This is a genomic window from Cryobacterium sp. TMT4-10 (assembly GCF_004403275.1).
GTDB classification, from domain to species: Bacteria; Actinomycetota; Actinomycetes; order Actinomycetales; family Microbacteriaceae; genus Cryobacterium; species Cryobacterium shii.
Genome location: NZ_SOGU01000034.1, coordinates 1 through 23,029 on the forward strand (window position 1 = coordinate 1; position 23,029 = coordinate 23,029).

Consider the following 23,029-nt stretch of genomic DNA (forward strand, 5'->3'; position numbering starts at 1 on the left):
ACTGGGCGGGGTCGCGATCGGTACCCTGGTCGAACGCACCACGAGGTTCACGATGCTGTTGCACCGGTCTCCGATGGACGAGCACAAGATGATCGGCGCTCAGGTGAAGAACGGGCCCGCGACAGCCGGACACGGCGCCGACGCCGTCTGTGATGCGATCGCCCGAACCATCACCGGTCTGCCCGAGACCCTGCGCAAGTCATTGACCTGGGACCAGGGTGCCGAGATGGCCCAACACGCCAGACTCCGCATCCAGACCGGGCTGCCGATCTACTTTGCCGATCCCCACTCGCCCTGGCAGCGGCCCAGCAACGAGAACACCAACGGGCTGTTGCGCCGGTACTTCCTCAAAGGCACCGACTTCACCCGCTACGCCCTGGACGATCTCGACGGCGTCGCCAAGACCCTGAACGAACGCCCTCGTAAGACACTCGGATTCAAGACGCCAGCCGAAGCGATGAACGAGCTACTGTTGACCGCAAGCACCGGTGTTGCGACGACCGGTTGAATCCGCCCAATACACCTCGGGTGAGTTCCAGAAATGGTGCGCCGGGAACGGGGTCACGCAGTCGATGGGAGCCATCGGCGTGTGCTGAGACAACGCTGTTGCGGAAAGTTTTTTCTCTCACTTGAAGACGGAAATGTACTACCAGCGCGACTTCGAAAACCACCTCGCCGCGAGGACCGCGGTGATGGAATACATCGAATCTTGGTAGAACCGGCGTCGCCCTCATTGGCACAACGGAGGACTACAACCGGCCGCCGCGCTGGCCGCTCACCACGACCGCCGCCACAAGGCTGCGGCGTAGAAGAAAAACACACCAGATTGTCTCAATAACTTGACGGGCGCAAAGATCCATAGCAAGAGTATTAGCGTCTTTTTGAATTTCAAAAAGATGGAAATAGGCTTGAAAGATGCGTCTGTGATGATCCCTCCAAAATCGATACCCCATTCTGGTCTACAGAGTTATGTGACCGCCCATGTCAGAGGAATGCTGCATGATGAATTCGGGGTCATCACCGTGACGAGTCACGGACTGTGAGTTGTTCTGATCAAAGCCGAGTGAAGGGGAGGTGAGCGAGGTGTCCGCTCGGGGCCAGACCGCACCTGACTTCAGCGTGTTCAGCCACCTGAACGCGCAGAACAGTGACGCCTATCGCCGGGTGTTGGGTGCATTCGTGACGGCCAAAGAGCGCTTTCAGGTTCACCTCCGGCCAGACGACGTGCTCAGCCAGCTTCGGCGAGACGCCGCGGCGGATGGCGCAGATCCTGGCGACGCGCTGACCATCGAAGCAGTCACCGCCGCCCTGGACTCCCTGGCGGATTGGGGAAATCTCCTGGCCTCGCCCGACACCGGGCGAGTCGTTCACGTCGAGGACTTCTATCGCAAGCGCCACCTCTTCCAACTCAGCCAAGCGGGCGAGGCCGCCGAGCGCGCCCTGGAGCGATTCGAGGAGACCCTCGGGCGCCGGGGCGCCCTGCAGAGCGTCGCCCTCGAAGACATCGCGGTGACGCTCCACCAGTTCGTCACGCTCATCGAGGCCGATGCCCTCGACCTGGGCATGCTGCAGCAAACCCTGGCCGCGCTAACCATGCGGTTCACCGAACTCGCCGATAACGCGAGCGCGTTCATGGCGTCGCTGCAGCGCACCATCGACCTGACCGAAACCGACGAGGCCGCCTTCGTTGCCTACAAGTCCCGACTGGTCGAGTACCTTGAACGATTCATTCAGGACCTCACGGTGCGCGGACCGCAAATCGCGAAACTACTGGTTAGAGCCGGCAGCGAGAATGTTGATCGTGCCCTCCGGGCCCTTGCCGACCGGGACGCGACCGCCGAAGCCCCCGACCCCGACGATGCGCAGTCGTTGGTCGAAGCAGCCCGCCACTACGCCGTCTGGACCAATCGTTGGGAGGGCCTGCGATCATGGTTCCTCTCGGGCAACGGTCGCGACAGCCAGGCCAAGCTCCTGCGGATGGCGGCCCTCGCCGCGATCCCCGCGCTGCTCGACGCTGTGCGAGCGGTCAATGCCCGACGCTCCGGGCGCTCAGACCGGTCCACCGACTACCTGCGGCTCGCGCAGTGGTTCCAGGAGGCACCCACCGACGACCACCGGCACCGGCTGGCGCGGGCAGCATTCGGGCTCTACTCTGCGCGGCATTTGACCGTCGACTCCGAAACCTGGCAGCACTGGAGCGACGATGCGACGCTCGTCGGCGCTCCCTGGGCGGATGCCCCACCGATCGAAATCTCCCCGCAACTGCGAAAGACCGGCACCTATGAACGGAAGGGACGCCCGAACCAGGTAGTCGACCGCTCGGCTGCCCGGGCCCTGATCGCCCTCCAGGTGCGACAGCAGTCCGAACAGATCGCTGCCGCCCGCCAGAGGCTCGCGACGGGCGGCACGGTTGAGTTAAGCGCGCTCGCCGGGCTGGACAGTACGGCCTTCGGACTGTTCCTCACCCTCCTCGGCGACGCACTCGTGGCCCGTCCGCCGGACGGGGGACCGATTCACACCGCGTCCAGCGATGGCACCATGAGCATCGAACTGACACCGATGTCCGAGGCCGGCTTCGTCGCGCTCGAGACGGAGCGAGGCACCCTCCGCGGACCCGATCACCTGGTGCGCATCACTGACCTCATGGCGGACGGCGCCGATCTAGCCTCCGCCGGAGAGCCCGTTTCGGACATCGAGGGAGAGCGCGATGAGCGCACCCGGGGCGCGCACGCCGCGGCTGCACTCGCGGAGGTGACATGAGCGTTTCGGCCGTAGACGACCAGCAGAGGGCGGCGCGCCTCCTGCTGCGCCACCCGCTCATCCGGTCCACCGACGAGGACCGGTATCGTCTCGTGCGCCGACACGCGAGCACCCTCACGGAATGGTTCGAGATCAACACCGGGTGGGCGCTGCACGTCGACAGTGAGGTGGTGCGGCTCGAACGCGAGCCGGCCTCGCTGGAGGACGCGACGCATCCGTTCGCCGCCCGCCGTGGCGGCATGCCGTTCTCGCGCCGCAGGTATGTGCTCCTCATGCTCAGCTTGTCCGTTCTCGAACGCAGTGACACCCAGATCGCGCTCGGGCGCCTGGCGGAACAGGTGATGGTCATCGCAGCCGCCCCCGAACTCGTCGCCGCGGGTTTCGCGTTCGAGCTGGGCACCAGGGAGGAGCGCAGCGACCTCGTCGCCGCTGTGCAGCTGCTCCTGGAGTGGGGCGTGCTCGCCCGGGTCGCGGGCGATGAAGAGGAATTCGTGCGCAACGCGGGCGATGCGCTTTATGACGTGTCTCGACGGGTGCTGTCGCAGTTGCTGGTCACCCGGCGGGGCCCGTCGACCATCGCCGCCACGGCTTTCAGCGAACGCACCGCGGGCATGCGGGATCGGGGAACGGCCCCGACCGCTGAGTTGCGCAATCTGCGCCTGCGGCACACCCTCACCCGGCGTCTGCTCGACGATCCCGTGCTCTACCTCGACGAGCTCACCGAGGAGGAGACCGCATACCTGCGCAGCCAACGCGCACTGATCTGCCGCCGCATCACCGAATGCACCGGGCTGGTCGCAGAGATCCGTCAGGAAGGGATCGCCATGGTGGACTTCGATGACGATTTCAGCGACGTGCGGATGCCTGAGAAGGGCACCGAGGGCCACGTCACCCTACTGCTGGCTGAGTTGCTGGCGCAGTCCGGGGCGGCGGAGTCCCGTGTCGACACCCTTGTGGTGCATGTCCGATCCATTGCCCCCGACTACGCCAGGTACTGGCGCAAGGGCGCGGCGGAAGCCGCATCCGAACTGGTCGAGACGGCTCTCGGCCGGCTCCTCGCTCTTCGTCTCGTGGCCCGTGACGGTGACGTCATCCGCGTGCTGCCCGCCCTCGCTCGATTCGCCCTGGCTGCACCAACAATAATCGGAGCCCGAAAGCAGTGACCCTCGACATCGCACCATCCCTCAGCGCCGGTGAAAGCGACCCGGAGACCGTGACCTCTTCGCTGCCGGTTCCGACCAGCGCGCGGTGGCAGCCGCAGCGCCTCGGCCTGGTCGACCTGTTCTACTACGACAACGAAGAGTTCCCCTTCGTCGATGGCCGATTGTTGCTCCGGGGCAACAACGGCGCGGGCAAGTCCAAGGTGCTGGCTCTGACTTTGCCGTTCCTGCTCGACGGCGACCTGTCACCGCAACGGGTTGAACCCGATGGCGACCGGCAGAAGCGCATGGAGTGGAACCTGCTCCTCGGCGACGAGCACCCGAACAGCGAGCGGCTCGGCTACAGCTGGTTGGAATTCGGCCGCATCGACGATGCCGGCGAGCCGCAATTCGTCACGATCGGCGCCGGTCTCAAGGCTGCGCGCGGCCGGGGCATCACCAAGCACTGGTTCTTCGTCACGCAACAACGCGTGGGGGAGACGCTCGACCTGATCGACAGGAGCCGTCTCGCGCTCGGTCGCGAGCGCCTCGCCCAGGCCCTGGGCGACACTGGGCGCGTCTACGACACCAAAGCCGAATACCGGCAGGCGGTGGACTCGAAACTGTTCGGCCTCGGCGAGCGGCGCTACGCGGAGCTGATCGAGCTGCTGCTTCAGATCCGCGCTCCGCAGCTGTCCAAGAAACCGAGCGAGGCCGCCCTGTCGGAGGCGTTGACTCGCGCCCTGACCCCGGTCAGTGACGATGTCATCAAGTCGGTGGCCGACGGATTGCGATCGCTCGATGAGGAGCGCGACGAGGTGCAGCAGCTCGCGGCCGCGCAGAAGGCGGTGCAGGGTTTCCTCCATCACTACCGCGGGTACGCGCAGGTGATGCTCAAACGGCAGGCCGCCGGTCCGCGCCGCGAACAGTCCGAGCACGACAAGTACGGGCGCGCCATCCTCGAGGTGACCGCGGAGCTGGACCGGCTGCAGGAATCGTTGGCCGGCGTCGCATCCGCCAGCGCCGAGCTCCGCACTGAACGCGGCACGCTGGATGCCGAGGAAGAGGCGTTGCGGGACAGTGAGCACGCCCAGAGCGAAGTCCTCCTCGAGCGGGCGGATGCTGCGGCCGCCACTGCCGGGGAGAGGGCGGATTCCGCCGAGCAACGCTTGGAGCACGCGAATGCGGCAGTCGGCACCTCCGAGGCGGAGGCCGCGGAAGACCGCACCGCGGTCGCGGCAGCGGAGGCGCGGCTGCGCCACGCAGGGGCCGCCGCGATGGCCGCGGCCCTGGACGCGCGACTCGTGCACGATCAGTGTGCCCTCGACGGGCTGCCTGCTGAAGGGCTCGAGGCGGCGCTCAAGCACGAACGTGCCGCGGCTGCCGCTCGAGTCGCTCGCCTGCGCGACGCGCTCGAGCGGGTGGTCGCCTTGATCGCCGCGCTGCAGCAGGCGGAGGCGCGCACGGCGGCTGCGGCCGCACGCGAGGCCGAAACCGAGACCCGTCTCGCCGAGGCGACCGACGTACGTTCGCTCGCGGATGCCGCGGTCGAGATCGACGTCGACTCCTACATCTCCGACGTCGAGATCGTACTCGCCGGGTTGACCGAGCTCGCCGTGTCCGATGACGCGTTCGGTGCCTTCACAGACTGGGTGCGCCACCGCACGGCTGAGAACCCCGCCATCGGCGCCCTGCGGGTGGACGCGCTGCGCGTGCAGTCCGAACTGCAGCTTCAGCGCGCCGCCGCGCAACATGAATTGAAGACCCTCGCGGCCCAGTACACGGTGTTGAGCGCCGAGATCGCCGGACTCGAGCGGGGCCAGGTGGTGGAGCCGACCCTTCCACCGGCCCGCGCCGTCGCACCCGAGGGCTCGATTCCGCTCTGGCGCGCGGTCAGTTTCCGCGATGACCTCGACGCCGCCTCGAGGGCCGGCCTCGAGGCGGCCCTCGAGGGCAGCGGGCTGCTCACGGCCGTGGTGATGCCCGGTGGGGAGCTGCGCGAGCCCCTCGATGGACAGCTGCTGCTGCGACCGTCGGAGGGCGCGGCATCCGCTCGCACCCTTGAATCCGTACTCGTCGCCGAGCCGCCGGCAGGCTCTGCGGTGACGGTCGACGCGATCGAGGCGGTCCTGCGCGCCATCGCCGTGGCCGACAGCGATGTGGACGGTGACCAGGCTCCGGTCTGGGTGGGCCTGACCGGCAGCTATCGTTTGGGTTCGGCCCGCGGCGCCTGGTCGACTGAGTCGGCTCGATATGTGGGGGAGAGCGCACGGGAAGCGGCGCGCGAACAGCGGCTGAGAGAGGCGCACTCCGAGCTCGACCTGATCGCCGCGAGGCAGGGTGGCCTCACGGCTGACCTCGAGGGTCTCGCAGCGCGGGCGCGGGTCGTCGAGCGGGAGCAGACCTCGGTGCCGCATCCGACGGCACTCGAGACAGCGGACCGGGCGGCCGCACGAGCGGCCGATCACGTTGCGCGGTGCACGGTCGAACGCGAGGAGGCGCGAGAACAGAACGCTGTCGCCGGTCGAGCGCGCGACGAAGCTGCTGCGGAGCTCGCGGCGGATGCCGCATCACTGCGGCTGCCCACGGATGTCGACATGATCCGGGGGCTCGGGGCGTCCCTGACCGAGTACGAGAAGCGGGCCGCAGACCTGTGGCGCGAGGTGGAGCGTCGTGCAGAGGTGGCTCGTCAGCTCGCGCGTGCCGAAACCTGGCTCGCCGCCGCGCTTGCAGAACGGGTGCGTTCGGCGGACGAGCGGGAGGCGGCGACCGCCGAACTGACCCGCAGCCGGAGCTACCTGGCCACGCTGCGCGGACGGCTCGGCGCCGACGTGCAGGGCTACCGCGATCGGGTGGCCCAGGTAAAACATCGCTTGAAGGCGATCGTCACCGAACTGCGCTGTCTGGTCGACACGGAGAGAGTCGAGGGGCAGCGCCAGGCGGGTCTCCTGGAGCGGTTGCGCGGCATCCGTGGCGATCAGGACCGCGCTCATTCCGCTCGGGTCGATGCGGTCGCGGCGCTGCGGCGTACCACCACGCTGGGGCTGGTGCAGGTCGCCGCCCTGGCCGATCTTGGCGTGGTCGAACCGGACGCCGGCGGCGAAGCGGACTGGACGGTGACGAAGGGCGTGCAGTTCGCCCGCGCCATCGACGCGGCAATGCCGGACCTCGACGCATCCGACGAGCGGTACAGCCGGCTGCAATCGCAGGTGTTCACCGAGTTCGCCGATCTGCAGCGGTCGCTGGGTCGGCACGGGCATGAGGCGGCCTATTACCCCAACGATGACGGCGTGCGAGTCGTCGTCACCTTCAGCGGCCGGGAGATGCTGCTCGTTGAACTCGCCCAGCAACTCGGCGGCCAGATCGAGCAGCACCTGCTCCTGCTCAGCACGAGAGAGCGCGACATCATCGAGTCGCATCTCGTCACCGAGGTCGGGGCGCAGCTGTCTGAGCTGATCGGGGATGCCGACCGGCAGATCGTGCAGCTCAACGAGGAGCTGCGTTCACGGCCCACCACAACCGGCATGATCCTCCGGGTGCTGTGGAAACCGCGCTCGGACGGCCCCACGGGACTCATCGCGACCCGTCGGCTGCTTTCGACCAGCGCCGATGTGTGGGACAAGGAGGACCGGGCGGCGCTGGGCGCGTTCCTTCAGGCTCGCATCGGGGAGGTTCGCGACGCCGACGAGGCCGGGAACTGGTACGACCACCTCGGCGAAGCGCTCGACTATCGCCGGTGGCACAAATTCACCGTCGAGCGCCAGCAGGGCGGCTCGTGGAAGTCCGCCACCGGCCCGGCTTCCGGCGGTGAGCGGGTGCTCGCGGCGAGCATCCCCCTCTTCGCCGCCGCCTCATCGCACTACCGAACCGCAACGAACCCGAACGCTCCCCGCCTGATCATGCTCGACGAGGCCTTCGCGGGCGTCGACGACAACTCGCGAGCGAGTTGCCTGGGGCTGTTGGCGGAGTTCGACCTCGACGTGGTGATGACGAGCGAACGGGAGTGGGGATGCTACGCGGAAGTGCCCGGACTCGCGATTTCCCAGCTGACCCGGTTCGACGGCAGCGACGCGGTTCATGTCCAACGGTGGAGGTGGGACGGTCGCCGGCGCACGGCTGTCGTCGATGCGGTCGCGGTCGATGCTGCAGCTGCCGACGGGGGGCTGTGGTGAGCCCGTCTGCCGAAGGAACAGACAGGATCAGGCGCCTGCTCGGCTCGCCGGAGACGGCCTGGCTGTTGGAACGGATGCGTGCCCGGTTGGAGCAGAAGGGCACGCTCGAGGGAACCGTGACGAAGCAGGGCGCGAGCACGGCAGAACGAATGGCGGCTGGCCGCCTCATCGGACGACCTGTCCGGTCGGGCTCGTCGGCGTCCGTGTCGCTTGACCAGCTTGACGTGATGCTGCGGCGCGATGCGTGGCCCGCTGGGCTGGCATCCGCGGTCGTTGCGCTCGTAGGCCCCATCGTGGGCCCGGACGTGCGTCGGGCGGAGCGGGAGAGTTGGCATGAGGTCTCTGACGCGTTGCGTCTGATCGCCAACGATCGGCCCCAGCTCTCCGGGTGGGTGGAGAACGTGAACAGGTCGGGAGCGTTGCGGCGAGCGACGGCATCCGCCGCGGCAGCCCACGAGATGTCGCTTCAGCTCGGCGTGCTCGCGCGGGCCTTGCCGGTGGAGGGGGTGCCGCTCGGCGTTCTCGCGGCTCGCTTGTTCGGCGATGCGCATGCCCTCGACCCGAAGACCCCGCTCGGACCGCTCGCCGTCGGGCTTGCGGCGGCAGCGACCGGCCAGTCGCCGGGGACCGGCTCTCGGTGGAGGCGGGACGCCTGGCAGTCCTGTGGGGTTGTCGTGGACGAATTGTCCTCGACCGTGCTGGCCCTCGGGTTGCCGGGCGGCCTGACCTCGCCGACGGCCCGCGCCCTCGCGGCGCTCGGTGAGGCAGGTCAGCCGGCGGTGCTCACCTACCGGCAATTGGCGGTGGACGACATCGGCCGCGCACCGTTGCTCGTGTCGGTCTGTGAGAACCCGGCGGTCATCGCTGCGGCTGCCGACCGGTTCGGCGCAAGCGCTGGCGCTGTCCCTCTCGTCTGCGTCAATGGACAGCCGGGAGCTGCAGTCATCCGTCTGCTCACCCAGCTCGTCGACGGCGGCGCCCGCCTGCGCTACCACGGAGATTTCGACGCCGGCGGACTTTCGATCGCGCGCACGGTTGCTCGCAGCGTGCCGTGGACGCCGTGGCGCTTCGGCGAGACCGACTACCGCAGCGCGTGCGCGTCGAGTCTCTCCACATCGGTGTTCTCGGGTGCCGTTGGCGACACCCCCTGGGACGGAGGGCTCTCCGGGGCGATGGAAGAACTGCGGCTGCGGGTGGAGGAAGAGTCGGTGCTCGCGGATCTGTTGGACGACCTGCGCGTCGACTAGCGCACGTACGGGTTCTGCACCTGCTCGAGCAGTCGTACTTCAACACCAGTCCGGTGAAGCGCGAACGCCGGTGCGGTGACCCGCGCGAGTCGTGCATAATTCCTGCAGATTCTGCACCTCCAGTTTCCTCACCCGCGAAATCACGCTGAACGTGCGGGAACACTCACCGATTTGCAGGAGTTATGCATGGGCGCGGCGTCGAGCCCCCCCCCCTTATAGCCCGGAGCTAAAGTTCCGGCATGAGCACGTCAAGCCGCATTCTCGAGGCGCGCGCCCGGGCCGGACTCTCGCAGAGCCAGCTGGCCGCGCGCGCCGGAGTGCCGCAGCCGAATCTCTCCGCCTACGAGGCCGGTCGCGTGCAACCTCGGCCCGGGACCCTCTCCCGCATCCTGGCCGCCACCGCCGAACGGCCGGCGGCTGTATTGCGTCGCAACCGCGACAGCGTGCTCGAACTCGCCGGCCGTCGCCGCGCCGGCAACGTGCGGGTCTTCGGCAGCATCGCCCGGGACACGGAAGCCGTCGGCAGCGACATCGATCTCCTCGTCACCTTCGACCCCGCGGCGTCCCTCCTCGATGCGGCCGGACTCGTCCTCGACCTCGAGAGTCTCCTCGGCGTGCACATATGTGATGAGCGACCGGGCCGAAGGCGCCATTCGGGACCGGGCGGTCGCCGAGGCCGTTCCGCTGTGAGGTACTCGGGCCACGGGATGACTCGCGAATTCGACCTAACGGATGCGCTGCTCGCCGGTTCGTCACGCACGACTACGCGAACACCGACTATCAGATCGTCTGGAATGCCCTAGTCACGGACTTTTCGCGGCTGCTGGCTCAGCTGGGGATCGGGTAGGGCGATCGCCGACCGGGCGTAGCGACCGTGCCGACGCCCGAGAGTCGCCGTTTCTGCCGAGAATCGCCGCTGGGTTGGCGACTCTCGGCGCAAACGGCGACACTCGCCGAGACCGCTCCCCAGAATGCGGGCCGGGGCTCCCGAAAACCGGCGCGACGCGGCGCGGAATGAATCCCGCTCCGCCAGGGTTCCCCCTCTATGAACCACGCTCCGGCCCGGAGCGACCGCCTCACCACCTCTTGACCGCACGTCGTTTTGACCGCACGACCCCGACGGGACCTTCGCATGGCTGAAACCGCCACCGCCGCCAGCCACAACAACGCCAGCACCAACATCGACACCACGAGCACGGATGCCGCCGCGCACCCGGCCGACGCATCCGCCGCCGACGCGGCCACCGACATCCGTAACCGGCTCGTCATCACCCTGCTGCTGATCTCGACCTTCGTCGTGATCCTGAACGAGACCATCATGGGCGTGGCCCTGCCGCGCCTGATGAGCGACCTGCGGATCACGGCCAGCGCCGCGCAGTGGCTGACCAGCGCGTTCATGCTCACGATGGCCGTGGTGATCCCGATCACCGGGTTCCTGCTGCAGCGCTTCAACACGCGGCCGGTGTTCATCGCGGCCATGACGCTGTTCAGTACGGGCACCCTGATCGCCGCGGTCGCGCCCGGCTTCGAGGTGCTGCTGGCCGCCCGGGTCGTGCAGGCCACCGGCACGGCGATCATGTTCCCGCTGCTGCTGACCACGGTGATGACCCTCGTCGCGCCCGCCCACCTCGGCCGCATGATGGGCAACATCTCCATCGTCATCTCGGTCGCCCCGGCCATCGGCCCCACCATCTCGGGCGCCATCCTCAGCGTGCTCGACTGGCGCTGGATGTTCATCCTCGTGCTGCCGATCGCCCTCACCGCGCTGTTCGTGGGCGGCATCCTGATGAAGAACGTCACCACCCCGCGCACGATGCCGATCGACGTGGTCTCGGTGCTGCTGTCCGCGCTCGGCTTCGGCGGGCTCGTCTACGGCCTCAGCAACCTGGGCACCGCATCCGGCGGCATCGCGTCGGTCGAGGGCTGGCTGCCAATCCTGGGCGGCGCCCTCGCACTCACCCTGTTCATCCTGCGCCAGCTGGTACTCCAGCGCACGGATGCCGCCCTCCTCGACCTGCGCACCTTCCGTTCGCGCACGTTCACGTTCGGCATCGTGACGATGGCGATCAGCATGATGGCCCTGTTCGGCACCATCATCCTGCTGCCCATCTACACGCAGACCGTGCTCGGCCTCAGCGCCCTGCAGGCGGGCCTGCTCCTGCTGCCGGGCGGTCTCCTGATGGGGCTGCTCGCCCCGTTCGTCGGGCGCCTCTACGACCGGTCCGGGCCTACCCGGCTGCTGATCACCGGCTCCAGCATCGTCAGCGCCGTGTTCTGGGGCATGACGCCGCTGAACGCGAACAGCTCGCCCTGGCTCGTGCTCGCCGCCCACGTCACCCTCAGCTTCGGACTCGCCCTGCTCTTCACCCCGCTGTTCACCGCGAGCCTCGCCGCCGTGAAGCCGTCGCTGTATTCGCACGGCAGCGCGGTCGTGGGCACCGTGCAGCAGCTCGCCGGTGCGGTCGGCACGGCGCTGTTCGTGACGGTGATGGCATCCGTCGCCGCGTCGCGGCTGGCCACCGGGGCCACGGATGTCGCCGCCACCGCCGCGGGCATCCAGGCCGCGTTCCTCTATGGAGCGGTGATCTCGCTGTTCGCGATCCCCGCGGCCTTCTTCACCCGCCGCCCGGCGGCCGCGGGGGAGTAGGCCTGCCGGAAGCCGCGCCCGTGCACGCCTGATTCGAGCGCCGGTAGCCGTCGCGCGGTAGCTGCGCCGCTGCGCGCGTGGCACGCCACCCGCGTAGCGGCGCAGCCCCCGCGCATCGCATCGGGCGGTGCAGACGCGGCGCTGGCTACCCGAAGAAGTCGATCAGCACCGGGGCCAGCGCGGCGGCATCCACGTTGTGGGTCTGCCCGTCGAGGGTGACCTGGGTGGCGCCGGGCACCGCGCGCGCCACCGCCCCGGCGGCTGCGGCGGCCCACGGCGGGCTGTCGCCCCCGACGACGACGAGGACGGGAACGGGGATCCTCGCCAAGCGGCCGGCGGGAACCAGGCCATCACCGGTCAGGGCCAGATCGTATGGGAGGGTGTGCGCAATGGCCAGCAGGCCCGGCCACCAGGGCGACTCGGACATCCCCGCGACCATCGCCGGATCGGCACCCGTGCCCAGCATGAAGAGCTGGGCGGCCCGGGCGCGGTCGCCGTCATCCAAGGCGGCTTGCACGCTTGCTCCCCAGCCATCGAGGGGCCCCGACCCGCGCTCCTCCGCGGTGAAGGGCGGCTCGTATGCGGCGAGGCGAGTGATCGGAAGGCCGCTCGCCGCCGCGAGCAGCCCCAGGATGGCACCCGACGAGTGCCCGTACAGCATCGCGGTCCCGCCGGCCGCGTCGATCAGGGCGGCGAGATCCTCGACCTCGCGGTCGGTGGCATACGGCGCCACGTCGGTGCTGTCCCCGCGGCCGCGGCGGTCGTAGGTGTAGACGGTGAAGTGCTCGGCGAGCGGTGGCACGAGCGGCCCGGGGGACTGTCGGGTGTTGAACGCGCCGCCGACCAGGATCAGCGCGGGGCCGGATCCACTCTTCTCGTAGGCGATGCTGGTTCCGTCGGCGGATTGCACGGTCTGGATCATCGGGGCTCCCTCGTCGTGGGTGGCAGTGGCAGTGGCCCGGTTCGGCTCAGCTCAGCTCGGCCGCCCCGTCACATTGTCGCCCAGCCTGACGCCTACCCGGTCCCGGCGCAACACCCGCCAGCGGGCGTCGGAATGGCGCGAAGAGTGGGCGAGTCCCTGAAATACCTGGGAACCGACGACTTTGAGGGGTGCACATCCCAGCAGAACCGGATGCCCGACCTCGCAGCGCTGCGGCACCTGCTCGCCGAGAAAATCTTCCTTCTCATCAGGTGTTCGCCGCCGCATCCCCGGGCAGCTCCTGCGGCGAATAGACTGCCCAGGCCGGTGTCAAGCCCCTGGCACACATGACTTTCCGAGCTATAAGTGAGGGTTCGTTCAGAAACCTGAGGCATGCTTGACGCTTCGTCTGCGCCGCACCCCGAGAGCGCAGGCCCGACGCTCAGTGAGCCGGCGCTCACCAGCGCTCGCGCTTGCGTCACCCGAAGGTTATTCGCACAAACATGCCAGAAACACCCGAAGAAAAAATCATCCGCTTCGCAGCACAGAACAAGTTCAGCAACAGCACGGCCAGCAGCAACGACACCAACACCGGCGCCCGCCACACGCTCAAGAAGCCGCACCGCATCGCGATCCTCGCCGGCAGTGCGCTGGCCATCGCCGGGCTCGTCGTCGGCGGCACGTTCGCGACTCAGTCCGCGGTCGCCGCCCAGGACCGCGTGTCCGCCACGGCCGCGCTGGCCGAGAGCACCGGCGTGCACCCCGAACAGCTCGACGCCTATCACGGCATAGCCAAGGCGCACACGCAGCACAACGCATCCGTCGCCCTGGACCAGGCCAACCAAGTCCTTTCCGCGACGCAGGGCAAAGCGGATGCCTCCGCCCTCACCCAGGTGACCAGCTCCCTGGCCGGCTACGAGGTTCTGCCTCTCGACGAGATCTCGTCCCTGACCAGCAAGACCAAGACGGAGACCACGGCGCTGGCCGCTGCGGCCGCCGAGGCCGACCGAGCCGCCGCCGCAGCCGCGGTCGCCGCGGCCGCGGCAGCCGAAGCCAACCGGGTCACGTCGCTCGCGGCGGGCAACACCCCCGCCGGCGCGAAGGCCACCGCCCAGGCCATGGCCTTGAGCCAGTACGGCTGGGGCAGTGACCAGTTCTCCTGCCTGAGCCAGTTGTGGCAGAAGGAATCCGAGTGGAAGTACGACGCCGTCAACTCCAACGGCGGTGCCACCGGCATCCCGCAGGCGCTGCCCGGCAGCAAGATGGCCTCGGCCGGAACCGACTGGGCCACCAACGCGACCACGCAGATCGCCTGGGGCCTGCAGTACATCAAGGCCTCCTCCTACGGCACGCCGTGCGCCGCCTGGGCGCACTCGCAGGCCGTCAACTGGTACTGATGCTCTGACCCCCGGACCTGACCCCGACACGTCCGCACCACCTCGCCGAGCCGTGAGTTGCGCCCCTGTTTTCACCGACAAATGGGGCCAGACTCACGGCTCGGCGCGCTGCGTGGGGGGCGTTGCGGCCGGACCGCGGGAAACGTGCAAGGCGCGGGACGCGGCGGCGTTGCGGCCGGACCGCGGGAAACGGGGGAACCCTCCGCTAGCCTTCTGACAACGGATGTTGCGGGGGCGGCACGCCTCGGCGCGGTTTCGCCGCGGCGAGGCTCCCGGCTCCGGTTGAACCAGGGGGAGCCGCAGCATGCACGGGAACGCACCGACCAGACATCCGTTGCGGCGACGCGGGCGGCGATTTGTTCGGGTAGTCGCCGCGCTCGCCGTCGCCACCGCGCTGGCACTCGGGATGCCGCTGGCCGCCTCCGCGGACACCAGCGACTTCACGTTCACCTCCTTCGACGCCGACTACTACCTCTCCCGTGACGACGCCGGGCACTCCACCCTGCGCACCGTGGAAACCTTCGTGGCGAAGTTCCCGAACTTCGACCAGAACCGCGGAATGGTGCGGCTCCTCCCAAACGACTACAACGGGGTGCCTTTGCACACCACCGTCGAATCCGTCACCGACGCCACCGGTGCGCCCGTGAACTTCGAGGCCCTCGACCGCGGCAGCATCACCGAGGTGCCGCTCGGCACCGACGAGTTCGTGCGCGGCTCGCAGACCTACACGATCACCTACACGCAGCAGAACGTGGTGCGCGCATTCGCCGACACCAAGAACGACGAACTCTACTGGGACACCAACGGCACCGGGTTCGACCAGCCCTTCGGCTCCGTCACCGCGCGCGTGCACGTCGACCCCGGCATCGCCGAGTTCCTCACCGGCAATTACGCCTGCTACTCCGGGGTTCAGGCGGACACCACGCGGTGCGAGATCACCCAGACACCGGATGCCGCGGTGCCCGGCACCACCGGCCAGCTGTTCGCCTCGTCCGAGCGCACCCTCGGTCCGCGCGAGAACGTCACCGTCGCTATCGGGTTCCAGCCCGGCACGTTCCTGCAGGTGCCGGCCTCGGCCGGCTACAGCGGTGACGGGTACTCCGACGGCGGCTATTCCGACAGCGGGGTGGACCCCGCGACGGTGCTGGCGTTCCTCGTGCTGGGCGTCAGCATCCTCGGCGTCGGTGCGGCCTGGGGCTATCGCCGGCTCGCGGTGCGCGATGCGCGCGGGCGGGGCGCCATCATCGCCCAGTACAGCGTGCCCAAGGGCTACAACCTGCTGGAGGCGGCCGACCTCGTGAATCGGCAGAAGACGGCCATCGCCGCGCAACTCGTGAGCCTCGCGGTGCGCGGCAAGGTGCGCATCCTCGACTACCCGGTCACGAGGGGCGGCGGGGACTACACGCTGCAACTGCTCACCCGTGAGGGTGTGGACGCCCAGGAAAGCCAGCTGCTGACAGCCCTGTTCCCGCACGGGGCGATCGGCGTGACGCGGGAGATCGGGGCCGTCAACAGCACGCTCGCGACCAAGCTGAGCGGGTTCCTCCACGCCGCGAAGCTGTCGGTCATCGCCCGCGGTTGGCGGGCCAAGGCAGCCGGCCGCGGCGGCCACTGGATCGGCATCGGCATGTCCGTCGTGCTGGTCCCCGCTCTGGTCATCCTGATCGGGATGGCGCTGATCAACGGCTCCCCGCAGTACGGCGAAGTGGTGCCGTGAGTCTTTATCGCCGCGTTCTGCGTCATCGCGGCCGGCTGGCTGGCACCGGACCGGGCGAAACTGACCGAGGCCGGCGCCGAACCGCGCGACTACCTCAAGGGCATCAAGGTTTACCTCGAGCTCGCCGAGGCGGGCATTCCGGCGGCGGTGGCGGCGGAGGCGGTGGCGGCGGCCGCTAGCTCCACCCTGAGGGGTCCCAAATCGACCTTCCCGGGGCTCCGGAAGGTCGATTTGGGACCCCTCAGCCGCGTCAGCAGAGCAGTTGCCGGGCCGCGACGGCCCGACCGCCCGTACTAGCCTGTACTGAGCGGCTGTTGTGGGGGCATCACGTCTCGGCGCCGTTTCGCCGCGTCGAGGCTTCAGGCGCCGCCAGACATTGGAGCTGCACCATGCAACCGACCGCAGACGCCGAGACGTCCCTGATCATCATCCTGTCGGCCGTCAGCCTCCTCGGCGTCGCGGCCGCCTACCTCCGTCGCCGCTTCGGACAGCGCGGCGCCGCGGGCCGGGGCGCCGTGATCGCCCGGTACGAGGTGCCGACGGGCTACAACCTGCTGGAGGCGGCCGACCTCGTGAATCGGCCGACGACGGCCGTCGCCGCGCAGCTGGTGAGCCTGGCGGTGCGCGGCAAGGTGCGCATCCTCGCCTTCCCGGTCAGTGCCGGCGGAGGCGCCTACACGCTGCAGCTGCTGACCGTGAAGGGCGTGCACACCCTGGAACGCCAGCTGCTCGAGGCGCTGTTCCCCGGACTGGCGGTCGGCGGCGTGCGCGAACTCGGGGTTACCGACCGGGCGCTGGCGGCCCAGCTGCGCTCCTGCCCCAGGGCGGCGAGGGACCTGGTTACGGCCCGCGGCTGGCGGGCTCTGATGGTCGGCCGCGGCGGCAAGCTGATCGTCATCGTGATGGCCGCCGTGCTGCTGCCGACCCTGGTCATCTTCGGTGCGGTGGTGCAGAGCGCGGGATCCGGCCAGCTCGGCAAGGTGGTTCCGTTCGTCGGCATCGCCGCGATCTGCATCTACCTCGCCAACCGTTTCGCCGCGGCCACGCCGCAGCTCACCGAGGCGGGTGCCGAACAGCGCGACCATCTCAAGGGTCTGAAGATCTTCCTCGGGCTCGCCCAGGCAGACCGCGTGCGCCTGGTGCAGAGCGCCGACGACGCGCCGCCGGCTGTGAAGACGGATGCCGCCGGCGCACCCGACACCGTCGAACTGGTTAGGCTCTCTGAGAAGTTGCTCCCCTTCGCGGTGCTCTGGGGCGTCGAGCGCGACTGGGCCAGGGAGCTCGTCGTGCTCTACGAGCAGGGTGCACCGAAACCGGGCTGGCTCATGTTGCAGGGCGATTTCAGCGCGACCGCCTTCAACGCTGCCGTGACCGGACTGATCGGCTCGGTCGCCAAGTCCGCCACCCTGCCCGGCGGTTCGCCCGCCAGCCGCTGAGGGGTCCCAAATCGACCTTCCCGGGCCTCCGGAAGGTCGATTTGGGACCCCTCAGGCGAGTTCGACGGCCGGGACGGGGAATCCTCGAGCCTGCAGCCTGACCCGTTGACCCCGGGCGCTCCCGCGCGCACACTGTCACGAGCAGTGCCGGGCCGGCCGACGCCGGCCGCGGGCACCATCGAGCGCAGGGGAGTTGGCGGGATGCAACGAATCGTCGGTGACGCACGTGACGCACGTGACGCACGTGACGCACGTGACGCACGTGACGCACGTGCCGAACGTGACGCACGTGACGCACGTGACGCACGTGCCGAACGTGACGCGGGTGCCGCATGTGACGCGGGTGCCGCATGACCGAGCGCAACGTGAGGCCCGTGGGCGACTCCGCCCGGGCGGCCGAGGGCATCAACTCGTGGCGCACCCTGTATCTGGTGGCGGGCGGCGCATCCGTCGGCTTCATCCTGTTGCTGATCGCGGCCATCACACTGGACACCGTGGCGCCGCCACCGGTCGACGGCGGCGCGGAAACGCTCGAGTTCATCGCGGCGAACAAGTCGGTCTACGTGGCCGAGCAGGTGCTCTGGCTGCTGCCGAACATGCTGGCGGTGCTCACCTTCGTGGCCCTGTTCGTGGCGGTGGCGCCGACAAATCGTAGCCTGGCTCTGATCGGCGCGGTGGTCGGCGGCCTGTCCTGGGCGTCGTTCCTGGCCATCCCCGTCACCAGCCGGGGCTCGCTCACCCTGGTCTACCTGAGCGGCCGCCATTCGGAGGCAACCTCAGACACCGAGCGTGCGCGCTTCGCCACGGCAGCGGAGGCGATCCTGGGAGAGAACAACACCCCGGCCATCGTCGGTGTGCTGTCCGCGGCGGGCATCCTGCTCATCTCGCTGGCGATGCTGCACAGCGCTCTGCCGCGCTGGATCGGCTGGCTGGGAGTGGCCGCCGGGGTCTTCGGCGTCGCCGGTGAGGCGCTGCGGCAGGTGGTTCCCTCGTTCTATCTGGGCTACGGCCTGCTGATGCCGGCCTGGTTCCTGGTGGTGCGCATCGCCCTGGTGCGGCTCGGCCTGCGCACGCCGCGGTGACAGCTGTTTCCGCGGCGCGCGCGTGCTGCGCCGTTTCGCTGGCAGTACGCCACGCGCAGAGCGGCGCACCTGGCGCGTTCGAGCAGAACAGACGGGCGACGGATGCCGCGCCGCGGCCTACTCGGCGTCGCTCGGCACTCGCACGGTGAGGCTGCCGGGCTCCACCCAGGTCTTGAGCGCGACGGCGGTGCCGTACCCGTCGCCGTCGAGTTCGATCTCTTCCGGGCGGTGCAGACGCAGGATGAGCTCCTTGCCGGTGGCGTAGTTGAGCGCGTCGACGTCGCCGGTGCGCAGCTTGCGCCCGAGCGCGGTGCGGCTGAGTACGCCGTTCTCCCAGAGCACCTTAGAGAGGATCTGGATCCAGCCGCCGAGGCCCTTGGGCTTCATCACGACCACGTCGAAGGCCCCGTCGTCGAGGGCCGCGTCGGGGATGAGTTCGATGCTGGCCGGCAGCGACCCGCAGTTGCCGATCATGACCGTGTGCGCGCGCAACGACTGCTCGGGCTTGCCGTCGAGGCGATACCGGAAATTCAGCTCGCTGTCGTCCTTGCCGACGGCGACCAGGGCCTTCACGTAGGCCAGCCAGCCGGCCTTCGCCTTGAGGCCGTCGTCGGTGTTGGCGAGCATTTTGGCGTCCAGGCCGAGCCCGGCCATCACCAGGTAGACGTGCTTGTCGACCGACCGGTCCGCCCGCTCGATCTTGATCCGGCAGACGTCGATCGCCTTGTCCTTGCCGGTGAAGGCGGTGTGCAGCGAGTGCGCGGCGTCGTCGAGGGTCAGCTTCAGGTTGCGGGCGAGCAGGTTGCCGGTGCCCGACGGCAGCAGGGCCAGCGCGCACTCCGTGCCGGCCACCTCTTCCGCGACGGCGCGCACGGTGCCGTCGCCGCCCGCCACGATGATGACGGATGCCCTCGCCTCGATCGCCTTCCGGGCCGGGCCCTGCCCCGGGTCCTCCTCCGACGTCTCGAACCACAGCGTCTCCGGCCAGCCCGCGGCGGTCTGCTCGGCCGCGACGGCGGCCTTGAGGTCGTCGAGGTTCACCTTCACCGGGTTGTAGATGACCGCGGCGAGCAGGCTGTCGGTCGCCGATTCGGTCGGGGCGTCGTTGTGGAGGTCGGTGGTCGTCATGGGGTCCGTCCGTTCGGGGAAGCGAGGTCAGGTGTTTCATTCTGCGAACAAGTCACTCTAGTAAGACGGATGCCGCCGCCCATTCGTCACGCCCTATCGGGCCGGGGGAGGGTCTTCCCAGGTGCAGACCGCCTCCTTATGCTGGCACCGAACGGGCTCGAATCCCCGGAAAGCCCCGCAATTCCACCCGCGTTTCCTATCGCCTATGAAGCCAGGAGGCACCTATGAACCCCGATCGCCTGCCGAAACCACCGGCCGAGCCGTGGCAGACCGTGAGATATGTCGGCCGCAGCGTCGCCGCCACAGGGATGCTGCTGGCTCGGCGCCGCGTGCACCTGCCCCGGCAGAGGGTGGGGCGCCGGCTGCCCTTCACCGACGGCAGCGAGGCAGTCGTCTACCGCGAGACGATCGTCGATCGCGGGCCGACCCTCCACCCAACGGTGCTGATCGTCGCGTTCCGGCTGCGCGTGCTCCGAAGCGACTCTGCCCATGCCCTGTTCCGCGCCGAGAGCATCCTGAGCACGCCCCTGTGGTCGGATTCCCCGGTTACGTGTCAAAACTGTGGCTGACCAACGACGCGAACGGCGTCTACCGCGGCATCTACGAGTGGGACGGCCCGGAACGCGCGGAGAACTACGCGCACACTCTGGCGGGTGCTGGCGCTGGGCAGCGTGCCCGGTTCGATCCGTTACCGGGTGCTGCCGGGCATCCGTCGGGACGATTTTCTGGCCAATCCCGTTCTGGCGACGGATGCCGGCGCCCTGGCCCCGAGGTCGGCCGGCGAAGCCTGATGGCTGCCCGCGCAGCCCGTGCCGGCGATGCGGTGACCGGGTGCTGCGGTTGACGGGCCGCCGCGGTGACCGGGCCCTGCAATGACTGGGCCCCGCGGTGACTGACCGGATCGTCGACGTGCTGGTCGTCGGGGCCGGCACCACCGGCCTGGCCCTGGCGCTGCAGGCGCACGACCACGGCGCGCGCGTGCGCATCATCGAACGCCGCCAAGACCTGTTCCGGCCGTCCCGGGCCCTGCTGATGCACCCGCGCACGCTCGAGGTGCTGCGGCCGCTGGGGGTGACGGATGCCCTCCTCGCCCGCGGCGACACCGCAGCCGAGGTTCGGCTGCACCTGCGCTCCCGGGTGGTCGCCGTGGCTTCCCGGCAGCTCGACCTGCCGGGAACCGCCTTCCCGCACCTGCTGGTGATCCGGCAGGCCGACGTCGAGGCCGTGCTGGCGCAGGCGCTGGAGGAGCGCGGGGTGCGGATCGAGCGCGGCGCGGAACTGGTGGGCTTCCGGTTGGAGAACCGGCTGGCGCTCATCCGCCGGGAATCGGGGATCGAGGCGGCGGCGTACCGCTACCTCGTCGGCTGCGACGGCGCCGCGAGCCTCGTGCGCGGACGGGTCGGCGCCTGGCGCGGCGGCGACTATGCCCAGGAGGTGGTGCTCGCCGACCTGGGCCTGCAGTCCCGGTCCGACGGTGACGGGGCTGCCGCCGACACCCTCGACCCGGGCAGCGCCCACGTCGTCGCCGCACGCCGCGGACTGCTGTTCCTGTTCGCGAACGGTGAGCGCGCCCCCTGGCGCATGCTCGCCACCCGCCCCGCCGGCCCCGCCCCGCTGCCGTTCGGGCAGCCCGGACCCGCAGTCCCGCGGGCCGAGCTGCAGGCCCTGGTCGACGAGGCCGGCCTGCCCGCCACGATCACGGATGTCGCGTGGTCGGCCCAGGTGCGGCTGCAGCACCGGCTGGCCACGCATTTCCGGCGGGGGCCGTTCTTCCTCGCCGGGGACGTCGCCCACCTGCACTCCCCGGCGGGCGGGCAGGGCATGAACACGGGCATCCAGGACGCCCTCAACCTCGGCTGGAAGCTGGCCTTCGCCGCCGGCCAGGTCCGCCCGAGCCCGGTGCTGCTGAACTCCTACGAGCGGGAGCGGCGCCCGGCCGACCAGCTCGTGCTGCGCGCGACGCACGCCGTCCCAGTTCCGGATGAACTACCGGGGCAGCCCGCTCTCGGTCGATGCGGCAGTGCCGGCGAAAAACCAGCAGCTTCCGCGTTCAGGGCGGGGCCCGCGCCCCGGGTCGCGGGTCGCCGACACCGAGGTCACCTGCGCGGGGGAGCGGGTGCGGCTGCACGCCCTCCTCGCGCGCCCCGGAGTGCACATCCTGCTGCAGGCCGGTGCGGCCGATCCGGGCCTGGCGCCGCAGGGCGGGGGGCCGACGGATGCCCGCATCCACCTGCACCGCCTGACCGACCGCCCCGGAACCGGCGTGCTGATCGTGCGCCCCGACGGCTACGTCGGGTTCCGCGCGGCCACGGCCGACCCGGACCCGATCCTGGAGTGGCTGGGCCTGGTCGGCCTCCACCCGGGGCGCGGGTGACTCTTCCGGGGGGCACGGGGCGCGGGTACGCTCACCAGCGGTTGCCGCGGAGCCGGCCGACGGCATCCGTCACGTTCACTGACGCACTATCAACCACCGACGCACTATCAACGGAAGGGTCGCTTCGATGCCCCCCAGGACAGCCACGACAGGCACGAAAATAAGCACGGATGCGCGCGCCATAGCCCGTCGAACGGGCACCCTGCTCGGCGGGATGCCCTACCTGAGGTTCGGCACCGGCACGCCTCTGGTCGTGTTGCCTGGATTCGGCCAGAACAATGAACCGACGGTCGGCTTCGAGCGGATGTTCGTCTCCCAGACGCTGATGCCGCTCGCGGCCAACCACCGAATCCTGCGGCTGACCTCGCGCCCCGGCCTCGACCCGAACTCCACGATGAAGGAAATCGCCCGGGACTACGCCGACGCCCTGCGCCTGGAGTTTCCGGGGCCGGTCGATGTGATGGGGATCTCGACCGGCGGGAGCATCGCCCTGCAGCTGGCCGCCGACCACCCGGACGTGGTGCAGCGACTGATCGTGGTCTCCGCGGCCTACAAGCTGGGGCCGGTGGGCAAGGAGGTGCAGTCGCGTGTCGCGGAGGAGGTGGCGGCGGGCCGCCCGCGCCGGGCCGGGCTCGAGATGTTCCGCACCCTCGGCACCTCGGCGTTCACCCGGTGGCTGTCCGGCGGAATGGGATGGCTCCTGGGCCCGGCCATGCTGGGCAAGGCGACGCCCGACATGATGGCCATCATTCACGCCGAAGACGGCTTCAACCTGCGCGACCGGCTCAGCGAGATCGATGCGCCCACCCTGGTGGTCGGCGGCGACCGGGACGGCGGTTACCCGGTCGAGCTGTTCCGGCAGACGGCGGCGCTGATCCCGAACGGCCGTGCGATCGTGTACCCCGGCCAGGGGCACATGGTCGTGACCAGTGAACCTCGCCTGATGCAGGACGTGCTCGAGTTCCTCGACGGCTGGTCGCCGAATACGCCGGATCCTGCGCCATGATTGAC

The 23,029-nt window shown here is 69.4% G+C and carries 17 protein-coding genes and 2 pseudogenes; 17 read left to right on the forward strand and 2 right to left on the reverse strand.

The window, feature by feature from the left end; genetic code table 11:
• The 8 genes and pseudogenes from E3T42_RS04760 to E3T42_RS04795 form a co-directional block, all read left to right on the forward strand.
• Window positions 1-508 (forward strand): IS30 family transposase (locus tag E3T42_RS04760; protein WP_134402575.1); only part of this gene is annotated, 508 nt, incomplete at its 5' end.
• A gap of 7 nt (window positions 509-515) precedes the next feature.
• A pseudogene (locus tag E3T42_RS17220) lies at window positions 516-809 on the forward strand (IS3 family transposase); the annotation flags it as partial.
• A gap of 265 nt (window positions 810-1,074) precedes the next feature.
• Window positions 1,075-2,760, forward strand: coding sequence for a TIGR02677 family protein (locus tag E3T42_RS04770; protein ID WP_198416884.1), 1,686 nt, complete (start codon window positions 1,075-1,077; stop codon window positions 2,758-2,760).
• Window positions 2,757-3,923, forward strand: coding sequence for a TIGR02678 family protein (locus E3T42_RS04775; protein ID WP_134365085.1), 1,167 nt, complete (start codon window positions 2,757-2,759; stop codon window positions 3,921-3,923). Before E3T42_RS04770 ends, E3T42_RS04775 begins: the two co-directional genes overlap by 4 nt.
• Window positions 3,920-8,071 (forward strand): TIGR02680 family protein, encoded by a 4,152-nt coding sequence (locus E3T42_RS16995; RefSeq protein ID WP_198415932.1) that lies wholly within the window; start codon window positions 3,920-3,922, stop codon window positions 8,069-8,071. Before E3T42_RS04775 ends, E3T42_RS16995 begins: the two co-directional genes overlap by 4 nt.
• A complete protein-coding gene (locus E3T42_RS04785) occupies window positions 8,068-9,318 on the forward strand; it encodes a TIGR02679 family protein (protein WP_198415931.1) in 1,251 nt (416 codons plus the stop codon). The genes E3T42_RS16995 and E3T42_RS04785 overlap by 4 nt, the downstream gene beginning before the upstream one ends.
• A gap of 239 nt (window positions 9,319-9,557) precedes the next feature.
• Window positions 9,558-10,121: a helix-turn-helix domain-containing protein gene (locus tag E3T42_RS04790; RefSeq protein ID WP_241975840.1), complete on the forward strand. Its 564-nt coding sequence runs from the start codon at window positions 9,558-9,560 to the stop codon at window positions 10,119-10,121.
• Between the two features lie 329 nt (window positions 10,122-10,450).
• Entirely contained in the window at window positions 10,451-11,965 is a 1,515-nt protein-coding gene (locus E3T42_RS04795) for a DHA2 family efflux MFS transporter permease subunit (RefSeq protein ID WP_134402576.1), read from the forward strand.
• Window positions 11,966-12,110: 145 nt separating this feature from the next.
• Here E3T42_RS04795 and E3T42_RS04800 read toward each other — a convergent pair whose 3' ends face one another.
• A complete protein-coding gene (locus E3T42_RS04800) occupies window positions 12,111-12,887 on the reverse strand; it encodes an alpha/beta fold hydrolase (protein ID WP_134402577.1) in 777 nt (258 codons plus the stop codon).
• Window positions 12,888-13,387: 500 nt separating this feature from the next.
• Here E3T42_RS04800 and E3T42_RS04805 point away from each other — a divergent pair, with 500 nt between their 5' ends.
• From E3T42_RS04805 to E3T42_RS04820, 4 genes are all read left to right on the forward strand, one after another.
• Entirely contained in the window at window positions 13,388-14,281 is an 894-nt protein-coding gene (locus E3T42_RS04805) for a hypothetical protein (RefSeq protein WP_241975841.1), read from the forward strand.
• Between the two features lie 304 nt (window positions 14,282-14,585).
• On the forward strand, window positions 14,586-15,998 hold the full coding sequence (locus tag E3T42_RS04810) for a DUF2207 domain-containing protein (RefSeq protein ID WP_134402578.1): 1,413 nt from the start codon (window positions 14,586-14,588) through the stop codon (window positions 15,996-15,998).
• 389 nt (window positions 15,999-16,387) lie between these two features.
• On the forward strand, window positions 16,388-17,434 hold the full coding sequence (locus tag E3T42_RS04815; RefSeq protein WP_134365078.1) for a DUF2207 domain-containing protein: 1,047 nt from the start codon (window positions 16,388-16,390) through the stop codon (window positions 17,432-17,434).
• Between the two features lie 350 nt (window positions 17,435-17,784).
• Complete coding sequence (locus tag E3T42_RS04820; RefSeq protein ID WP_134402579.1) at window positions 17,785-18,516, forward strand: DUF4386 family protein; 732 nt, start codon at window positions 17,785-17,787, stop codon at window positions 18,514-18,516.
• Between the two features lie 117 nt (window positions 18,517-18,633).
• Here the strand turns inward: E3T42_RS04820 and E3T42_RS04825 are convergent, their stop codons facing one another.
• On the reverse strand, window positions 18,634-19,644 hold the full coding sequence (locus E3T42_RS04825) for a diacylglycerol kinase family protein (protein WP_134365077.1): 1,011 nt from the start codon (window positions 19,642-19,644) through the stop codon (window positions 18,634-18,636).
• A 224-nt stretch (window positions 19,645-19,868) separates the two neighbouring features.
• Here E3T42_RS04825 and E3T42_RS17000 point away from each other — a divergent pair, with 224 nt between their 5' ends.
• From E3T42_RS17000 to E3T42_RS04840, 5 genes and pseudogenes are all read left to right on the forward strand, one after another.
• Window positions 19,869-20,213, forward strand: a complete 345-nt coding sequence (locus E3T42_RS17000) for a hypothetical protein (RefSeq protein WP_198415930.1) — start codon at window positions 19,869-19,871, stop codon at window positions 20,211-20,213.
• Window positions 20,214-20,297: 84 nt separating this feature from the next.
• Window positions 20,298-20,435 carry a hypothetical protein gene (locus E3T42_RS17005; RefSeq protein ID WP_198418092.1) on the forward strand — a complete coding sequence of 46 codons (138 nt, stop codon included), beginning with the start codon at window positions 20,298-20,300 and terminating at the stop codon, window positions 20,433-20,435.
• 118 nt (window positions 20,436-20,553) lie between these two features.
• Window positions 20,554-21,543 (forward strand): annotated as a pseudogene (locus tag E3T42_RS17565) (FAD-dependent monooxygenase); the annotation flags it as partial.
• A gap of 82 nt (window positions 21,544-21,625) precedes the next feature.
• The gene (locus E3T42_RS17570; RefSeq protein ID WP_338144962.1) at window positions 21,626-22,018 is read left to right on the forward strand and encodes a hypothetical protein; all 393 of its coding nucleotides are present in this window, start codon (window positions 21,626-21,628) and stop codon (window positions 22,016-22,018) included.
• Between the two features lie 127 nt (window positions 22,019-22,145).
• On the forward strand, window positions 22,146-23,024 hold the full coding sequence (locus E3T42_RS04840; protein WP_134402580.1) for an alpha/beta fold hydrolase: 879 nt from the start codon (window positions 22,146-22,148) through the stop codon (window positions 23,022-23,024).
• Window positions 23,025-23,029 lie beyond the last annotated feature (5 nt).